This is a genomic window from Pararhizobium polonicum (assembly GCF_001687365.1).
In the GTDB taxonomy this organism is placed as follows: Bacteria; Pseudomonadota; Alphaproteobacteria; order Rhizobiales; family Rhizobiaceae; genus Pararhizobium; species Pararhizobium polonicum.
In genome coordinates this window covers 254,417-269,963 of sequence record NZ_LGLV01000006.1, presented here as the reverse complement: position 1 = coordinate 269,963, position 15,547 = coordinate 254,417, and the positions used below count along the sequence as shown (strand labels likewise).

Annotated in this window: 13 protein-coding genes; 6 read left to right on the top strand and 7 right to left on the bottom strand. The window is 60.1% G+C overall.

Going from position 1 to position 15,547, the window contains the following annotated elements:
• Positions 1–49: 49 nt before the first annotated feature.
• Complete coding sequence (locus ADU59_RS10095; protein WP_068953963.1) at positions 50–919, bottom strand: LysR family transcriptional regulator; 870 nt, start codon at positions 917–919, stop codon at positions 50–52.
• Positions 920–1,025: 106 nt separating this feature from the next.
• Here ADU59_RS10095 and ADU59_RS10090 point away from each other — a divergent pair, with 106 nt between their 5' ends.
• From ADU59_RS10090 to ADU59_RS10065, 6 genes are all read left to right on the top strand, one after another.
• Positions 1,026–2,099, top strand: coding sequence for an alkene reductase (locus ADU59_RS10090; RefSeq protein WP_068953962.1), 1,074 nt, complete (start codon positions 1,026–1,028; stop codon positions 2,097–2,099).
• Between the two features lie 422 nt (positions 2,100–2,521).
• Positions 2,522–3,358 (top strand): DUF2182 domain-containing protein, encoded by an 837-nt coding sequence (locus ADU59_RS10085; protein ID WP_068953961.1) that lies wholly within the window; start codon positions 2,522–2,524, stop codon positions 3,356–3,358.
• Positions 3,359–3,513: 155 nt separating this feature from the next.
• On the top strand, positions 3,514–4,695 hold the full coding sequence (locus ADU59_RS10080) for an ABC transporter substrate-binding protein (protein ID WP_099050794.1): 1,182 nt from the start codon (positions 3,514–3,516) through the stop codon (positions 4,693–4,695).
• Positions 4,696–4,777: 82 nt separating this feature from the next.
• Complete coding sequence (locus ADU59_RS10075; protein WP_068953960.1) at positions 4,778–5,878, top strand: ABC transporter ATP-binding protein; 1,101 nt, start codon at positions 4,778–4,780, stop codon at positions 5,876–5,878.
• A gap of 25 nt (positions 5,879–5,903) precedes the next feature.
• Positions 5,904–6,842 carry an ABC transporter permease gene (locus ADU59_RS10070; protein ID WP_083198204.1) on the top strand — a complete coding sequence of 313 codons (939 nt, stop codon included), beginning with the start codon at positions 5,904–5,906 and terminating at the stop codon, positions 6,840–6,842.
• Positions 6,843–6,846: 4 nt separating this feature from the next.
• On the top strand, positions 6,847–7,662 hold the full coding sequence (locus ADU59_RS10065; RefSeq protein WP_068953959.1) for an ABC transporter permease: 816 nt from the start codon (positions 6,847–6,849) through the stop codon (positions 7,660–7,662).
• 87 nt (positions 7,663–7,749) lie between these two features.
• On the opposite strand, the gene ADU59_RS10060 is transcribed toward ADU59_RS10065, so the two are convergent.
• The 6 genes from ADU59_RS10060 to ADU59_RS10035 form a co-directional block, all read right to left on the bottom strand.
• Positions 7,750–8,445: a helix-turn-helix transcriptional regulator gene (locus ADU59_RS10060; protein ID WP_068953958.1), complete on the bottom strand. Its 696-nt coding sequence runs from the start codon at positions 8,443–8,445 to the stop codon at positions 7,750–7,752.
• A gap of 235 nt (positions 8,446–8,680) precedes the next feature.
• Entirely contained in the window at positions 8,681–10,678 is a 1,998-nt protein-coding gene (locus ADU59_RS10055) for a primary-amine oxidase (RefSeq protein WP_068953957.1), read from the bottom strand.
• Positions 10,679–10,886: 208 nt separating this feature from the next.
• Complete coding sequence (locus tag ADU59_RS10050) at positions 10,887–12,182, bottom strand: alpha/beta hydrolase family protein (protein WP_068953956.1); 1,296 nt, start codon at positions 12,180–12,182, stop codon at positions 10,887–10,889.
• 61 nt (positions 12,183–12,243) lie between these two features.
• Complete coding sequence (locus ADU59_RS10045) at positions 12,244–12,714, bottom strand: MgtC/SapB family protein (RefSeq protein ID WP_068953955.1); 471 nt, start codon at positions 12,712–12,714, stop codon at positions 12,244–12,246.
• A gap of 161 nt (positions 12,715–12,875) precedes the next feature.
• Positions 12,876–13,322: a PRC-barrel domain-containing protein gene (locus ADU59_RS10040; RefSeq protein WP_068953954.1), complete on the bottom strand. Its 447-nt coding sequence runs from the start codon at positions 13,320–13,322 to the stop codon at positions 12,876–12,878.
• Positions 13,323–13,767: 445 nt separating this feature from the next.
• Positions 13,768–15,537 (bottom strand): sulfite reductase subunit alpha, encoded by a 1,770-nt coding sequence (locus ADU59_RS10035; RefSeq protein ID WP_068954138.1) that lies wholly within the window; start codon positions 15,535–15,537, stop codon positions 13,768–13,770.
• Positions 15,538–15,547 lie beyond the last annotated feature (10 nt).

The following is a 15,547-nucleotide window of genomic DNA, read 5'->3' as shown; positions in this document are numbered from 1 at the left end:
ATCGATCACGTCCCATCCCGCTCGTCATCTGTGCCGAGTGGGGTGGAAACTATTTTAATCGGCTGCGCAGAAATTCGATGAAGCGTTGGGTCTTTGCCGGCAACAATCGGGTTTCCGTGATTGCGTAGACCGACATGGGAGCGCCCTGCCAATCCGGCAGTATCCGCTGCAGGCTCTTGTCCGCCAATTCATCGGAGACGATCTCTTCCGGAAGGATGGCAATACCCATACCGAGTGCGGCAAGGCGCCGGATCAGGCCAATGCTGTTCAGGCGGAACCGGCCATCGACCGCAACCTCCACCGTTTCCGTGCCATTGCTCAGCGTCCAGACCTTCCCCTTCAGCATATAGAGGCACTCATGCTGCCCCAGTTCCGACGGGTTGGCAGGTTTCCCATGAAGCGCAATATAGTGCGGCGAGGCATAGAGGTACGGCCGCAAGCGCGCCAGCGGCCGGGCGATCATGTGGGATGGCTCCGGCTCTCCCATGCGTATGGCGACGTCGAACGGTTCCGCCACCAGATCGACCCGGCGCGGCGTCAGATCGAACTCGAAACTGATGCCGGGATATTGCCGTGCAAAGTCGGCGATCAACGGTGCCAGATACGTATTTGCGAAGTCCACAGGCAAGGATACGCGCAAAAGGCCGCTTGGCTGCTCCAGCATCTCGCCAAGCTGTTCATGTGCGAGCCGGGCTTCGTCGACAATGCGCTTGCACCGCTCGAAATAAATCTGACCGGCCTCCGTCAGTTCGATCCGCCGTGTCGTGCGGTGCAGCAACCTCAATCCGATCGCTTTTTCCAACGTGCTGATCCGGCGTGACAAGGTGGAATTCGGGACGCCAATAATTTCGGCAGCGCCACGGAAGCTCTTTGCTTTCACAACCTCGACGAACAGCGCCATATCATTCAGAAGTTCCAAATCATTGCCTCATAAATGGATCAATCATTTCCATTATATTCTATTTATCTTGATCCGTGCAGCAGCCATTTGTGTTGGGAAACAATCGAAAAGGATAGGCCCCAACATGAGTCAGCTCTTCACCCCGATCCGTATCGGCCGCTACGAACTTCCCAATCGCCTCGTCATGGCGCCGATGACACGCTCCCGTGCCGATGATGACGACGGCGTGCTCACGGATATCGTTGCGACCTATTACAGCCAGCGCGCAGGGGCCGGACTGATTATCAGCGAAGGCGTCTATCCGACCGCAAATGGCAAGGGTTATGTCCGCACACCCGGCATCGAAACCAAAGCCCAGATGGACGCCTGGAAGCAGGTGACGGACGCCGTTCATGCCCGTGGCGGGCGGATCTTCATGCAGATCATGCATTGCGGACGCATCTCGCACCCGTCCTTGCTGCCCGGAAACGCGCAGCCGGTCGCGCCGTCGGCAATCAAGCCATCCGGTCAGACATGGACCGCCAGCGGCCAGCAGGAATTCGTGACGCCGCATGAATTGAGCACCACCGAGATCGCCGAAATCGTCACGGGATACCGTATGTCCACCCGTCGTGCACTCGAGGCCGGTTTCGATGGCGTGGAACTGCACGGCGCGTCAGGATATCTCCCCGAACAATTCCTCGCTTCGGGTAGCAACAAGCGCGATGACGCATATGGCGGGTCGATCAAAAAGCGCGCCCGCTTCATCCTCGACGTCCTGACGGCGATGGTCGAAGAGGCCGGCGGCGACCGGGTCGGCATCAAAATTTCGCCGGAGATGAACTACAATGACATCATCGATGAAAGCCCTCAGGCGACCTACTGGGATCTTGTCGGGGAGTTGAACAGCTTCAATCTCGCCTATCTGCATGTGGCTCTCTTCGGAGCCCCCATCGACTACCACGCTCTGCTCAGACCCCGTTTCAACGGTGCATATCTGATGGGCGGCGGGCTCGATCAAGCAGCCGCCGAGGTTGCGCTTGAGAATGGGAAGGCGGACGCGACCGTATTCGGCAGCGCCTTCCTCGCCAACCCGGATCTGCCCGTCCGTTTCGCCACAGGAGCGCCACTCAATGCGCCGGATCGGGACATGTTCTTCTCCGCAGGCGAGAAAGGTTACATCGACTATCCCGCGCTGGATGTCGCAAAACGCGCCTGACAAAATTGGGGAGATAGCCACCACCGCTCCTCCCCGACAACCCAGGCCAGCCGGTCAAAGCAGGGCTACCGCCAGCAACAGGTGTACAGCCCCACGGAGTAATGGGGCATATTTCGCTCCGACCCGTCAGGAGGAGAATGAACGACGGGAAGCATTCTTCACCGGAACGCCACCACCATGGAGGCGGGCTGGCTGTGCTTCCCGAATTCACCAGTGTGATCGACACCTTGTTGTCGATCACACTATGACGTCACGCCTTGCCGTAAATTCTATGCAGGCAGTCCTCCCGACCGGCATCGACCCACAAAGCTTTAAATCGCGTAACAGCACCCGCGATGATCCACCAAAGGATTGATTGTGCGGCGCTCCGGCCAGGTTCAGTTTTCGAAAATGACTTTTCGTTTCCAGCCGGACCCTGCCCCATGGCGAATGCCCGCCCCCTGCTCTTCCTTTCAGCCAACCGTCTCCTGTGGAGGCGGGAACGGCGCATCGCCGCCTTGCCGCCTGCCGCGATCGTTGTGGCCGGCTGGGCGGCAATTGCGTGGATGCTGCGCGATATGGCAGGGGCTGGCGACATTGCGGCGCTGGGGCCTGGCGTGCAACTCGTTTCAGGTGGGCTTCTGCGCCCCGGTGAGCTTCCGGCGGATTTCTGGGCGAGCCTTTGCCTGAGCGATGCCGGTGCGCCGTGGTGGCAGGTTCTGGCCTCCACCTGCTCCATGGCAGCGTTGATGACCGTGGCGATGATGCTGCCTTGCGCGCTGCCCGCCTGGCAAAGCCTGTTGGAAAAACAGGACGGCGCAGGCGCTTACCGGTTCATGGCCGGCTATACGCTGGTCTGGTTTGTTTTTGCTTTGGCGGCAGCCGCGGCGGAGGCGGGATTGCATATGGCATTCGGCGGACCGCCTGTACTTACCGGTGCGGGCGTGGCGGCAGGCGGGTTGATTGTGTTGGCCGGTCTTTATCAATTCACTCCCGCGAAACTGTCGGCGATGCGGCACATGCATTGCACCACCCCTCCCCGGAGCGGGACAAACGCCCTGGGCACGGGTGCAGGCTATGCCCGCCATTGCCTGAAAGCCAATGCGCTCCTCATGTCGACCATGCTGGCGCTCGGCATGATGAATGTGGTGGCGATGGTTCTGCTCGCACTTGTCATGCTCGTGGAGAAGGTGTCTCCAGGGCGCGTCGCAGCCGGCATTATCGGCGTCGGGCTTGTGGGCGCAGGTGGCGCCTTCATCTTTGCGGCGCTCTCGCCTTGAACGGATGTGTTGTTATTGCGGCAGTCAACCGAACGGTGGATGGTCGCCGCTTTCAGGCTCTCGATAATGTCCCGTTACAAGGAGGCAACGGTACTGCCGGCGGCGGACGTTGCCCTGCTCCCAAAAGCCGCCACGACCACCAGAGGAACTGACAGATGAAGCGCAAGAACCTGTTGCAATCCTTCAGCCAATCCCGCCGCGATTTCCTGCGGCAGGCATCGGCCATTTCCGCAGGCATCGCCGCGGCAAGCCTTCTGCCGGATGCGGCGCGCGCCGCGCGCGAAAACGAGCTGAACATCTACTGCTGGGAAGGCTACAATTCCGACAAGGTTCTCGACCCCTTCCGCCGCGAGTTCAACACCAACGTCAAGGCGCAGGGCCTGATCTCGGACCCGGATGCCGTCAACCAGCTTCGGGCGGGCGATACCAAGACCTGGGATATCATCAATCTCAACAACTCCTGGGGCCGGCGCCAGCTTTATCCGGAAAACCTCATCAAGCCGCTGACCAAGGCGCGCTTCGAACCGCTATGGGACATGATGCTGCCGGAATTCAAATGGCCGTACCACTGGGCCATGTCGGAAGACGGCGAGCAGCTTCTGGGTATGATCCAGCGCTACGGGCCATCGGGCATCAACGTCAACACCGACAAGGTGTCGGCCAAGACGGCGGCGGACGAGGGCTACGACATGTTCCTGTCCGACGACTTCAAGGGCAAATATGCCGTCCTGATGTATGACGACTGGGTGATCATGCATACGGCGATGGCAGCGGGCTTCAGCCCGTTCAAGGAGCTGTCCGAAGCCGAAATCGCCAAGTTCGATACGGTCATGCGCACCGTCATCAACAATGCTGCCTTCCTCAGCGACGACATGAACGCCATTGCGCTCAACATGATCAACGGCGAAATCATCGGCAGCTTCCCGGGAAGCGTCTATACGATTTCGGCGGCGCGCTTCGACGGCAATCTCAACATGATGAACGTCATCCCTGACAGAGGACCAGCCGAAACCGGTGGCAAGGGCGGCGTCTGCTGGATGGAACTGACTTCCACCGTCAACAACCCGCAACTCTCGCCGCGCGCCGAAGAATTCCTGGAATATTGCTTCCGCCCGGAAACCGCCAAGAACGTGTCCTTCGCGGAAGGGACCTACAACCCCGTCGCACAGATGGGCGACAAGCGGGTCATGGCGCTGTTCAGCACCGAGGAACTGCAGGCGCTTCAGTTCGATACGCTGTCGGAAAGCATGTCCAAATGCGCGGATTTCGACACCATACCGAGTTACTCGAAGCTGCATGAGATCTTCACATCGGCGGTGCGTGAGCGCAAAGCCTGATCCCGCACAAGACCAGGCCGGCTGCCAATAGCCGGCCTTTTCGTTTTTCGGTCCAGCTCAGAACGACTGCGGAGCCTTGATAATGACAGCAAAAATGGTCGCCGACGCCCCCCGCCCCATTCTCCAGTTGCGCGGCGTCGACAAGCTGTTCAACGATTTTCCGGCCGTCGACCGGATCAACCTCGATATCAATGAGGGCGAATTCTTCACCATCGTCGGCCCTTCGGGTAGCGGCAAGACCACCATGGTGCGCATGCTGGTGGGCATGGACAAGCCGACGAACGGCGATATCCTGCTCCGCGGCAAGCGCATCAACGACGTCCCCGCCAACAAGCGGCCCACCTGCATGGTGTTCCAGTCTTTGGCGCTTTTCCCGCACAGAACCGTCGGCCAGAATATCGAGTTTCCCCTGAAGATCAGGGGTGTTTCAGCCGAGGAGCGCAAGGCGCGGGCGCTGGAACTGATGGCCCAGCTTCGCCTGCCGGAAGGCTATTACAAGAAGGGCGTCATGCAATGCTCGGGCGGCGAACGCCAGCGCGTGGCCTTGGCCCGCGCGCTGGCGTTCGATCCCGATATCCTGTTTTTCGACGAGCCGCTTTCCGCGCTCGACTACCGGTTGCGCAAGCTTCTGGAAAAGGAATTGAAGGACATTCATCGCGCTACCGGCAAGACCTTCGTCTACATCACCCACTCGCTGGAAGAGGCCATGGTGATGTCCGACCGTATCGGCGTCATGAACAAAGGCCGTTTCGTGCAGATCGGCACGCCGCGTGAAATCTACGGCAGCCCGCACAGCCGGTTCGTGTCCGAATTCATGGGTGAGGTCAATGTGATGGAGGTCAACCAGGGGGAAGACGGGGCGGTCGTCGATAGCCTCACCGGCAAGACCTATGTGACGCCTCCAGCCGGGGCTTTCGAAACCGGCACGCTCATTGTGCGGCCGGAAGACGTCCGCTTTCTCGGCGCGGCAGACGAAGCCGAAAATCACCTGACCGGCGTCATCTGCAACGAATACCTGCTAGGCTCACGCATCCAGTATCAGGTGAAGGTTGCGGGACGCCAAATCCTTCTGGTGGAGCGCCTGCGCGATCAGAACCCATTGGAAGGCCCAGATGGCACCGTCCTCATCGGCTGGAACGTCAAGGATTCCATGCTGTTTCCGACACCCCGGCTGCAAGGCTGAAGCGGACAATCGACGGAGCAAGACCATGACGGATATAACTCAACTGATTTCCGGCAAGAGCGCCGCCGTGAACGCGGCTGCATCAGAAGCAAAACCGTCCCGCGCTGCCGAACGGCTGAAGGAGGCGTTGACCAATCCCGGCTTTCTCGCCGCCGTGCCCATCGGGCTTCTGTTTCTCTTCGGCTTCATCGGGCCGCTGGCGCTGGTGGTGGCGTTTTCATTCATGCCCGCCTCCACCTTCTCGCTCATGCAGATGCCGACGCTGCAAAACTATGCCGATATCTTTGCCAATTCCTACTATATTTCCTTCGTGCTCTCGCTGTTTCTTGCCGCCGTCACCGTCGCGATTCTGCTGGTGATCTGCTACCCGCTGGCCGTGGCGCTGGTGCGGGTGTTCGGCAAGAAGGGGGCGGTTCTCACACTTCTCATCACGGCGCCGCTGTTCGTGGCCGACAATCTGCGCCTGACGGGCTGGATGCTGTTTTTCGTCAAGGGCGGCGTGTTGCCCGGAACACTCGGCCTGATCGGTATCGAGATGGAATCCATCCTCTACACAACAGGTGCGACACTATTCGGCCTCGTCTACATCTACCTGCCCTTCATGCTGTTTCCCATGGTGCTCGGTGTTTCCATGGTGCCGCCGCAGGCGCGCGAAGCCGCATTCGATCTGGGGGCGACCCGGTTCCAGATCCTCAAGGAGGTGGATATTCCACTGGCCATGCCCGGCATCATGATGGGCGCACTGATGTGCTTCATCCTCACGGCGGGCGCCATCACCGAAGCCAAGGTGATGGGCGGCACCGCCGTCGTCACCATCGCACAGGATATCCAGAAGGAATTCACCTTCGCGCAAAACTGGCCGCGCGGTTCGGCGCTGTCGGTTCTTATGATCCTGCTGGCGGGCGCGCTGTCGCTCACCCTGCTCAAGCGCATCGATCTCGACAGCATTTTTGGACGGAAGTGATCTCATGAACGACTATAGCCGCACCGCCCGCTTCCTGTATGGCACGCTTGCAGCGCTGTTGCTGCTCTTCATGTACCTGCCCATGATCACGATCGCGCTCGCTTCGCTGTCGCGCTCGAAATATTTCAAGTTCCCCATCCCCGCGTGGTCCACGCACTGGTACGGCGAAGTGTTCCAGTCGCTGTCGATCCGGGATTTCTTCTGGACATCGCTGATGATCGCCATTCTCGTCGGCATCATGTCCACGGTGCTTGCCTTCTTCGGGGCGCTGGCGTTCGCCCGCTATCGCTGGAAAGGCCGAAAACTCTATCAAAAACTGCTGCTGTTGCCGATCCTGTTTCCGCAGGCGGTGCTGGGGCTGGCGCTCCTCCTTTGGTTCACCGCCATCGGCATCGAGCCGACATGGAAATCCGCCGTCTTCGCCCATATAGTCTGGATCGCGCCGATCACCACGCTGGTCATCGCCATTCCGGTTTACGGGTTCGATCCGGCGGTGGAGGAAGCCGCCTACGATCTCGGTGCGACACGCCTCCAGGTGATGCGCGAAATCACCCTGCCGCTGTTGGCACCCGGCATTCTCTCCGGCTTCGTTTCGGCTTTCTTGCTGTCGTGGGCGAACTTTCCGCTGTCCATGTTCTCGACGGGGGCGGACCAGACGATCCCTGAATGGATCAGCGCCAAGGTGCAGTCCGGTTATACGCCCCAGGTTCCCGCCGTCGGTACGCTCATGATGCTGGGGGCAGCGCTCATCCTCGCGCTCGGTTATGGCGCCGCCGTCTGGCAAGCGCACCGCCGGCGCGCGGCAGATGCGGCCGCCTGACGCAGGTTTTTCGAGGGAAGAACCGCTTCCCTTTCCCCGATAAACGCAGCCGAAAGGCAAAGCGGGGTTCCCCCGAGGGGAATATCATCACGAAAATGCTGAAAACCGTGCCACCACGCCGGCGCGGGTTTCCACGCCGGTCTTGTCGAAAATCCGGATCAGATGCGTTTTCACGGTGGAAACACCGATACCCAGACAGGTGGCGATATCGGCATTGGTACGCCCGAAGCACAGAAGCTTCACCACTTCGCTTTCGCGCGGGGTCAGGTGAAAGGTCTTGGTCGCCTTGATCATCGGGTCGCCCTTGGGCATGTCCACATGCGTCCATAGTGCATATTCGATGAATGGCTGAAGATCGTTGGCAAGCTGATGGAGTGTTTCGATCGGACGGCGGTCCTTCTCTCTCCAGATGACACTGAGGCCAGCCTTGATCTCACCTTCGCTGCGAAACAGGATATCGATATTCTCGATGAAATCGTAGCGGCGCAGGAAGCGTTTATATTCGTCGATTTCGCCTTGCTCCATATAGGTTGGCGCATCCTGCATCCGCACGACGCGATCCGGCCGCGACGCAACGCGGCGCACATGAAGCGGATCGAGCTTGTGCATCTCGCACAGGTAGAGGCGAAAGAATTCGCGCGGTACGCCTGAACACCGGAAGTCGTAGAGATTGTAGTCCCCATCGACGGAGTAGAATGCAAGGCTGCTGGCGCCCAACGTTCGGCCGAGCATGTCGAAAGTATTGTCGATGAATTCGTTCTTTCGGTTCGTACATGCAGCCATGATAGCCTCGCAGAAGAACTAGAGATCGATTTGCTCCAGACCTGACGGCCGGAGCGTGACGTATGCGCCCCCTGGAAACAAGCAAGTCCCGTGCCAAAAGGCCGGATCAAACCGTCCGGGGGGGTGTCGCGTGGATTTTTGCGGTGAAGCGGTGATTTTTGCGCGATTCCCAACGAAAAGGGGCGGCTTTTGACGCCGCCCGCCTGGAGTTCAGGCTCCGTTTAGGGACTGGTTCCTATTCCGCGGCTTCGGATGCGCTGCAGCCGCATTTGGACGCATGGCGACTTGCTTCATTTTTAGTCCGCGGCAGATCGATGACTGGATTTTGATCAAAAAAGCCGGCGGGCATCAGCTTGAAGCCGCAGGAGATGCAGGGTTGAACCGGATGGTCTTCCGGCCGCGGCAGGTGGTGCAGGCCGAAGGCATGCCAGAGGACGATATCGGTGTTTTCGACCGGGCGGTCCTTCGTTGTCCATACCGCCACACCGTCGTCACCCGTCGACTGGTTGACGAACTCGCCTGCCGGATAACGTTCGTCGGGGTCGTAGGCCGTGACCCAGAGCTGATGCTCGATGAAGCGGCCGCGCTTGCCGGACGGGCTATCCGGATGGGTGAAGGGCTTGACCGGAGAAGAGGCTTCCAGCTTGTAGGCGGTCGGCGTGCCCACCCAGTTCTTCACATCCGGATTGATCACTTTCCAGTAACGCATCCTGTCAAAATCGACATTCCGCTTTGCGCCCAGTTCGGTGGTGAGCGGCGTCGCCTCGACGGCAAACCCGTTGAGATAGGGGTTGTCGGGACCGGCGGGCAGGGCAAAGGTGTCGCATTCCACGACGGTGTTGTTCGGCCCGTCGACTTCCATGTCCAGCCGCGCGCAGAACACGTGCTGGTGGATGTGGCCGACCAGGCCCGGGGCGACCTCGGTGCCGAAGCGGCCCGGTTCGCCCGGCTTGCAGGCCGCCGTGTTGATAACGCCGGTGGCCTTCATTTCGAACTCGATGCGCCCGTCCTGATGCAGATACCAGTAGGAGGCGTATTCGTAGTTGCCGATGGTCGAGATCGAGGAAATGACCAGACGGCGGGCACGGCGCACCTCGGTGCGATCATTGCGAACGTCGAAATGCTTCCATGACAGACCAGCATCTTCCTCATGCAGGCAGATAGCGTTCTCAATGGTACGCGCATCGCCGAACAGGCCCGGCACCACGCCATCAAAATAATGGATCACGCCGAGGCAATCGCAACCGAGTGACAGCGAATTCGCCATACGGCCGAAGCCAAGCTCGCCGTGGTCGAACACGTTCTTGTGGTAGTGGTTGCGTTCCGTAGCTCCATAGGGCACGACCAGCTCGGCAATCGAGGCGCGGTAGACGATGGGACGGCGTTTGCCCTTTTGGGTGTAGCCGATGGTGTAGAGCACCAGGCCTTCGCGACCATTGAAGCCGACGCGGAAATCCCAGTTTTCCCAGGTGACCCTATTGCCATCGACCTTGAAGCCCGCACCGGCCGGCTGCACAACGTCGAGCGGAACAGACGGCGCGCGGAACTCCTTGAGGATATCGGCATCGTAGTTGAGCGGTGTGCGCGGCACGGGGATGAAATCGCCGGATTCCTCGAAATAGTCTTTGACCTCCAGAATTTCGAGCGTGGCGAGATCGACCAGCGGGTGAATGCCTTCGACCGGATGGGCGTAGTAGTTGTCGTCGGGGAATGTGCGCATCCAGATGAAGCACGACAGCACGCGGCGGCCCTGATGCAATTCATGGCCGAAATTACCGACTGTCCACGGATCGACGCACATGAAATCCAGTTCGTCGAGCAGGCCGCGCCGCTTCAGTGCCTCCTGAAAGCGCGGATCGGCTTTCACCGCAGCCTCGATTTCCAGCACTTCCTCGATCGCCACCATGGCGCGGGCTTCCGGCTTGAACACTTCGCCGATAACCTTTGCGGCATCCAGATCGACCTTGCCCTGCCAGACCCCCATCACGCCGCGCTGGTAGACATTGAAACGGCCGATGCGGCGGATCCTGTCTCCCGGCCTGAAGCCGCGCACGACATCCTTCGAAGGCTCGTCAAGATCGATGGTCTCCACCCGCAGATCGTCACCCCAGCCGAAATGATCACTGATGATCCGCGCAGCAAGAACCAGCTCGGCAGTGGAGAAGGGATCGAGCGGATGAGCGGCGGCGGCCGGGATTGCGGTGCGGTGTTTGGTTTCTACAGCTTGGTCCATCGTCTTGTCCTCTGAAGCATGATGCCGGAAGGCGGGACGCACAGCCGTTCGGCGGCGTGTCCGGGCACCTGATGAAAGCCAAGCTAGCGAGCAAGGACGCAAGGCGGCAATCGACCGTTCGGTGGACGGGTGTTGGGTCGGCGTCGACCCTGAACAACCGTTACGGTTCACGCATGCCCTCGGCATCACCCTATTGCCCCCAAGCCCGCTATCTGCTCGCCGTAGCGGGATCATAGTCGGTGAGGAAGCGGCACGGTTCGGCATAGCGTTTGCTCGCCGTTTCGCAGCTTTGCGCGATAGATTGAAGGGTCGGCTTCCTGCCGTGATCGATCCAGTCGACCATGGCGGCGAAGAGGGCCGCATACTGAGGCGTTGAGAGTTTGCTGTGCTGGTCCTCGTCGGTGAAGGTTTGCACCAGAAGATCCGAATTGCCGGCTTCTGCGACCGTATCGCGGTAAATCGCTTCCAGCTCCACGAAGGCGGTCGGATCGTTTTTCGCATGCATCGTAATGGTCGGAGCGACGATTACCCCGGTCAGGTCCGCGTCATAGGCCAGTAACCGCCGCGCCTGCACATCTGCCGTGAAACGCTCGATACCCCTGTTGAGCGCGTCATCGTCGTCCGATCCCGAATAGACGGTTTTTGCGTTGTCGAATGGGTTCTTGCCATCGAGCCGGCGCCAGACGATGTCCTGAAACAGGGTCGTTGCCCAGGCGAGATGCGCGACGAGATTGCTTTCCGGCACCCTGGAAACGGCGAGGATATTGGCCAGTTTCTTCGCCTGTTCGGGCGAGCGCTGATCCTTGGCAAGTGACAATCCGGTGCATTCCTCGACGCGCTTTTCCAGATCGGCGCGGGACATCTTGCCGTCCTTCGGCAGTCCCTGCCAAACGGGATAGGCGGTTTCGTCAGGACGCGGATGGTTCTTGCAATAATACTGGTAGATCGCGCGCAGATCCGCGCGGAAACCATACGATCCGGTGCCGCCGCCGAGCACGCCGCTCGTCAGAACCACGCCATCGTAGACTTTCTTGCCGTCCGCATCGAGCGCGTAGAGTTCGGCCGTCTTCGCAGCGACATTGCCACCCCATGATTGACCGTGGAGCAGGGTTAGCCGGGGTTTGCCGAGCAGGTCTTCGGCGATCTTGCGCACGTTGTCGGTATCTTCCGCAGCCATGCGGACGCCGTAGCCTTCACGGCGATAGTTTGACCCTGCCCAGGCATAGCCCTCGTCGAGGGTAACGGCGAACCTGACCATGTCTTCGACCGCATCATCGGCCTTGGGCTTTGCCGTGCGCGGACCACCATGCGAATGCACCACGAGAACGCCGTTCCAATTCTGCGGCTTGGCAAGCCAGTAAAAGGCGCCGTTCGGATCGACGCCAGCAAAACACTCGGTCTTTTCGGGAAGCGCCGCAGGGCAATTCTTCTTTTCCTGCGCTGCGGCAGGCAGTGACATGACCGCGGCAAAGGCCCAAAGGGCCATGATCGTCTTGATCCTCATGGAAGTCTCCTCTCTGTATCGACCATCCTCCATGCCATCCGCGACTTCTTAGCCGCCAAAATCAGGACGGTGGGTTGGCTTTCTCGTCGTTTTCGTCGGATTGTTTGAAATTGCCCATCAGACGGAGCGTGAGGAAGGTCATGATCGATAGGACGAGGGCGATGTCGTACGCACCCAGTCCAACGGCGGTGCCGATTGCTCCCGTCGCCCAGAGGCTAGCCGCCGTGGCGGTCCCCCGGACACTCTTGCTGACGACCAGAATCGCGCCACCCCCGATGAAACCCATGCCGGTAATCAATCCTTCGACGATCCGGGCGGTTGCTTCGGGATTGCCCGCGGTAAGGGGCTCTGTCGCCTGGATAAAACCACAGCTTGCAATCGCAACGAGCGGGAACGTCCTCAAGCCAGCGCTGCGTTCGCTTTTTTCGCGGTCCCACCCGATCGGCAGCGCCAGGAGATAGGCGACGATCAGTGCACCGATATGTGGCACCACGTTGAAGGATTGGCCGATTGCGGAAATCTGGTCGATCATGGGCTGTCCCCAATACCGGTGTTTGGACGTATCGGCACGATATCCGGTCGCCGGGAACCGCCCGCAGCGACGCTTAGGCTTTCAGCGGAGTGGGAATGCCTCTGGAATTGGCATCCTCATCGTTGAGGCAGAGGGCCAGCCCGAGAGCTGGCCCAGAATTGCTATTTCTTCATCTTCGAATAGTCGAGCTTGGGCGCGTTCGAGAGATCATCCTTTGTCGTGTCGACATTGGCCTTCCATGTGCCGTTAACTTCAGCAAGAGCGATCGACGCCGGATCGAGGACAACATAGCTTTCGCCGATGCCGAGGAAGCCGCCGACGCTGGCGACAATGCCGATGACGGACTTGCCGTCGCCAATCACGACGTCGGAAATCTCGCCGATTTCCTCATTCTGCTTATTGTAGATGTCGATGCCGATCAATTTCGAGGTCATCAGGTCAGTGTCCTGGATGTTCACGTATCGAAGCGGGATCGTGGCAGCAGTGCCCATAGTGATGCCCGGGCCAGTGAGCGCAGCATCGGCTCCTGTTGCTGCGGCGGTCTGCGCAAAGGCGGCACCGGAGAGAAGGGAAAGGGCAAGACCAGCGACGATCGGACGAAAGTTCATATGCGTAGGCTCCTGAATGAGAATGCATGTGACAGAAGAGATGCCGTCTGCCCGGCGGCGATAAACACGCGGCCGGGCGAATGGTTCCGCCGCTTTCGGCATTAAAGAGGGAGATTGGCTGCCCCGCTTGCACGATCGCCGTCCGGCCGGGTATCCGGCGTAACCCACATGATGAGTGATGGCTAATTGGAAAATGCACCTATTGCAGTGATGCCCGCAACAGCCGATGCAGTTGCTTTGACTGTCCTGGAACGGCGTGGATTTACGCGGTGAGACTGCGGTGCGGCCGGACGAGGGTATCAAGATCGGTGTCTACGGCGCCCGAAATATCCGATGCCTGCGGCTCGCCTCGTTGTCATCGCACGCGTCTGGAAGCGGCCCGCTTTCGGCCGGTATTTTCCTCAAGGTCGTTCTCCTGAAGAGCCACGAGATGCGTTGCCGCGCGTCAATAGACGTCGCGCAGATAGCGCTTTTCACGCTTCAAGCCGTTGACGTAATCGCTTGCGGCCTCCGGTGTTCTGCCGCCATGCAAGGCAACGATGTCGTGGAGCGCCCGGTCGACATCCTTCGCCATTCTCGATGCATCGCCGCAGACGTAGAAATGTCCGCCCTCTTCCAGCCAGCTATAGAGCGCCTTGCCGTTCTCGCGCATCCTCGACTGCACATAGACCTTTTCGGCCTGATCCCGCGAAAAGGCCAGATCGAGCCGCGTCAGGACACCGTCGCTGCTCATCTGGCTGAGTTCGTCTTCGTAGATGAAATCGGAGGCCCGGTGCTGGTCGCCGAAGAACAGCCAGTTGCGCCCAGCCGCACCGCGCATCCGGCGCTCCTGCAAGAAAGCGCGGAACGGGGCGATGCCGGTGCCGGGGCCAACCATGATCATCGGCGCGTCATTGTCCGCAGGCACGCGGAACGCCTTGTTCTGCGACACGAAAATGCCGACCTTGTCGCCTTCTGCGACCCGGTCCGACAGATAGGTCGAGCAGACGCCGCCATGCTCACGGCCGTTCGAACGATAGCGCACGCTGGCGATCGTCAGGTGCACGCTTCCCCCGGCGGCCAAAGGACTCGAGGAGATCGAATAGGCGCGATGCTGTAATGGCTTGAGCAGGCTTACGAATTCGCCGGCAGTCATCGCCATGCGCGTGTCAAGCATCAGCAGGTCGAGAATATCCTTGCCCCACAGCCAGGCGTCGAGCGCTTCCTTGTCGCCATGGCGCAGGATGTGACTGAGTTCCTCGTTGCCCGCACGCTGTTCGATCTCGGTGATCAGCTCGCGCGACGGTGTGGAAATTTCGAAGCTATTGGCAAGTTCGACGGCAAGCGGCCTCGACAGGCCCTGCACCGGCAAATCGCCGTCTGCCCGCAGACGTGACAGAATGGCCGTCACGAGCGCGGGGCTATTGACCGGCATCACACCGAGGGCATCGCCAGCCTCGTATTCCAGGCCGCTGTCACCCAGATCGAATTCGAAATGACGGATTTCCTTCGCCGATGACGCACCGGATAATGCCCGGTTGACGGTAACCGTCGAGAGATAGGGAGATTTTCGGCTCCACGGCGACTTTTCGCGCGCCGCGGGAGCAATCATGGCGTCGGGAAGCAGCGGAGCGGCCTGACCGCCGTCGACGGCGGCGGCAAGCGGCAGCACCTCGCCGATCCAGCTGGCGGCAGCATCCTCATAATCGACATCGCAATCGACGCGGTTGACGATGCGCTTGGCACCCAACTGCTCCAACCGCGTATCAATCAGCTTTCCGGACTGGCAAAATCCGTCATAGCCGGTATCACCGAGCGCCAGTACGGCGAAGTGCATGGTCTCCAACCGCGGAGCCGTGGCCGCCGACAGGGCCTGCCAGAAAAGCTGGGCATTGTCCGGCATTTCACCTTCCCCATAGGTCGAGGTGACGATGATCGCCCGCTTCATCGCGGAAAGCCGGATCATGTCGACATCGTCCAGCGCTTCGACGACCGGCTGCATGCCCTTGGCTCGCGCATCTGCGGCGACGTCCATGGCAATGCTTTCGGCATTGCCCGTCTGGGTTCCGAACAGAATATGCAGCATGGCCGCTGTTGCTTGCTGCGGATTGGCTGCCGCTGCGGGGGTATCGCCATCCAGTGCAAGCCGCGAATGCAGCCCGGCCAGAAAACCGGCAAGCCAGGCACGCTGGTCGCCGTTGAACGGTGCGTCGTCAGGAATGTAAGGTATCGTCATCGTTGGAAAC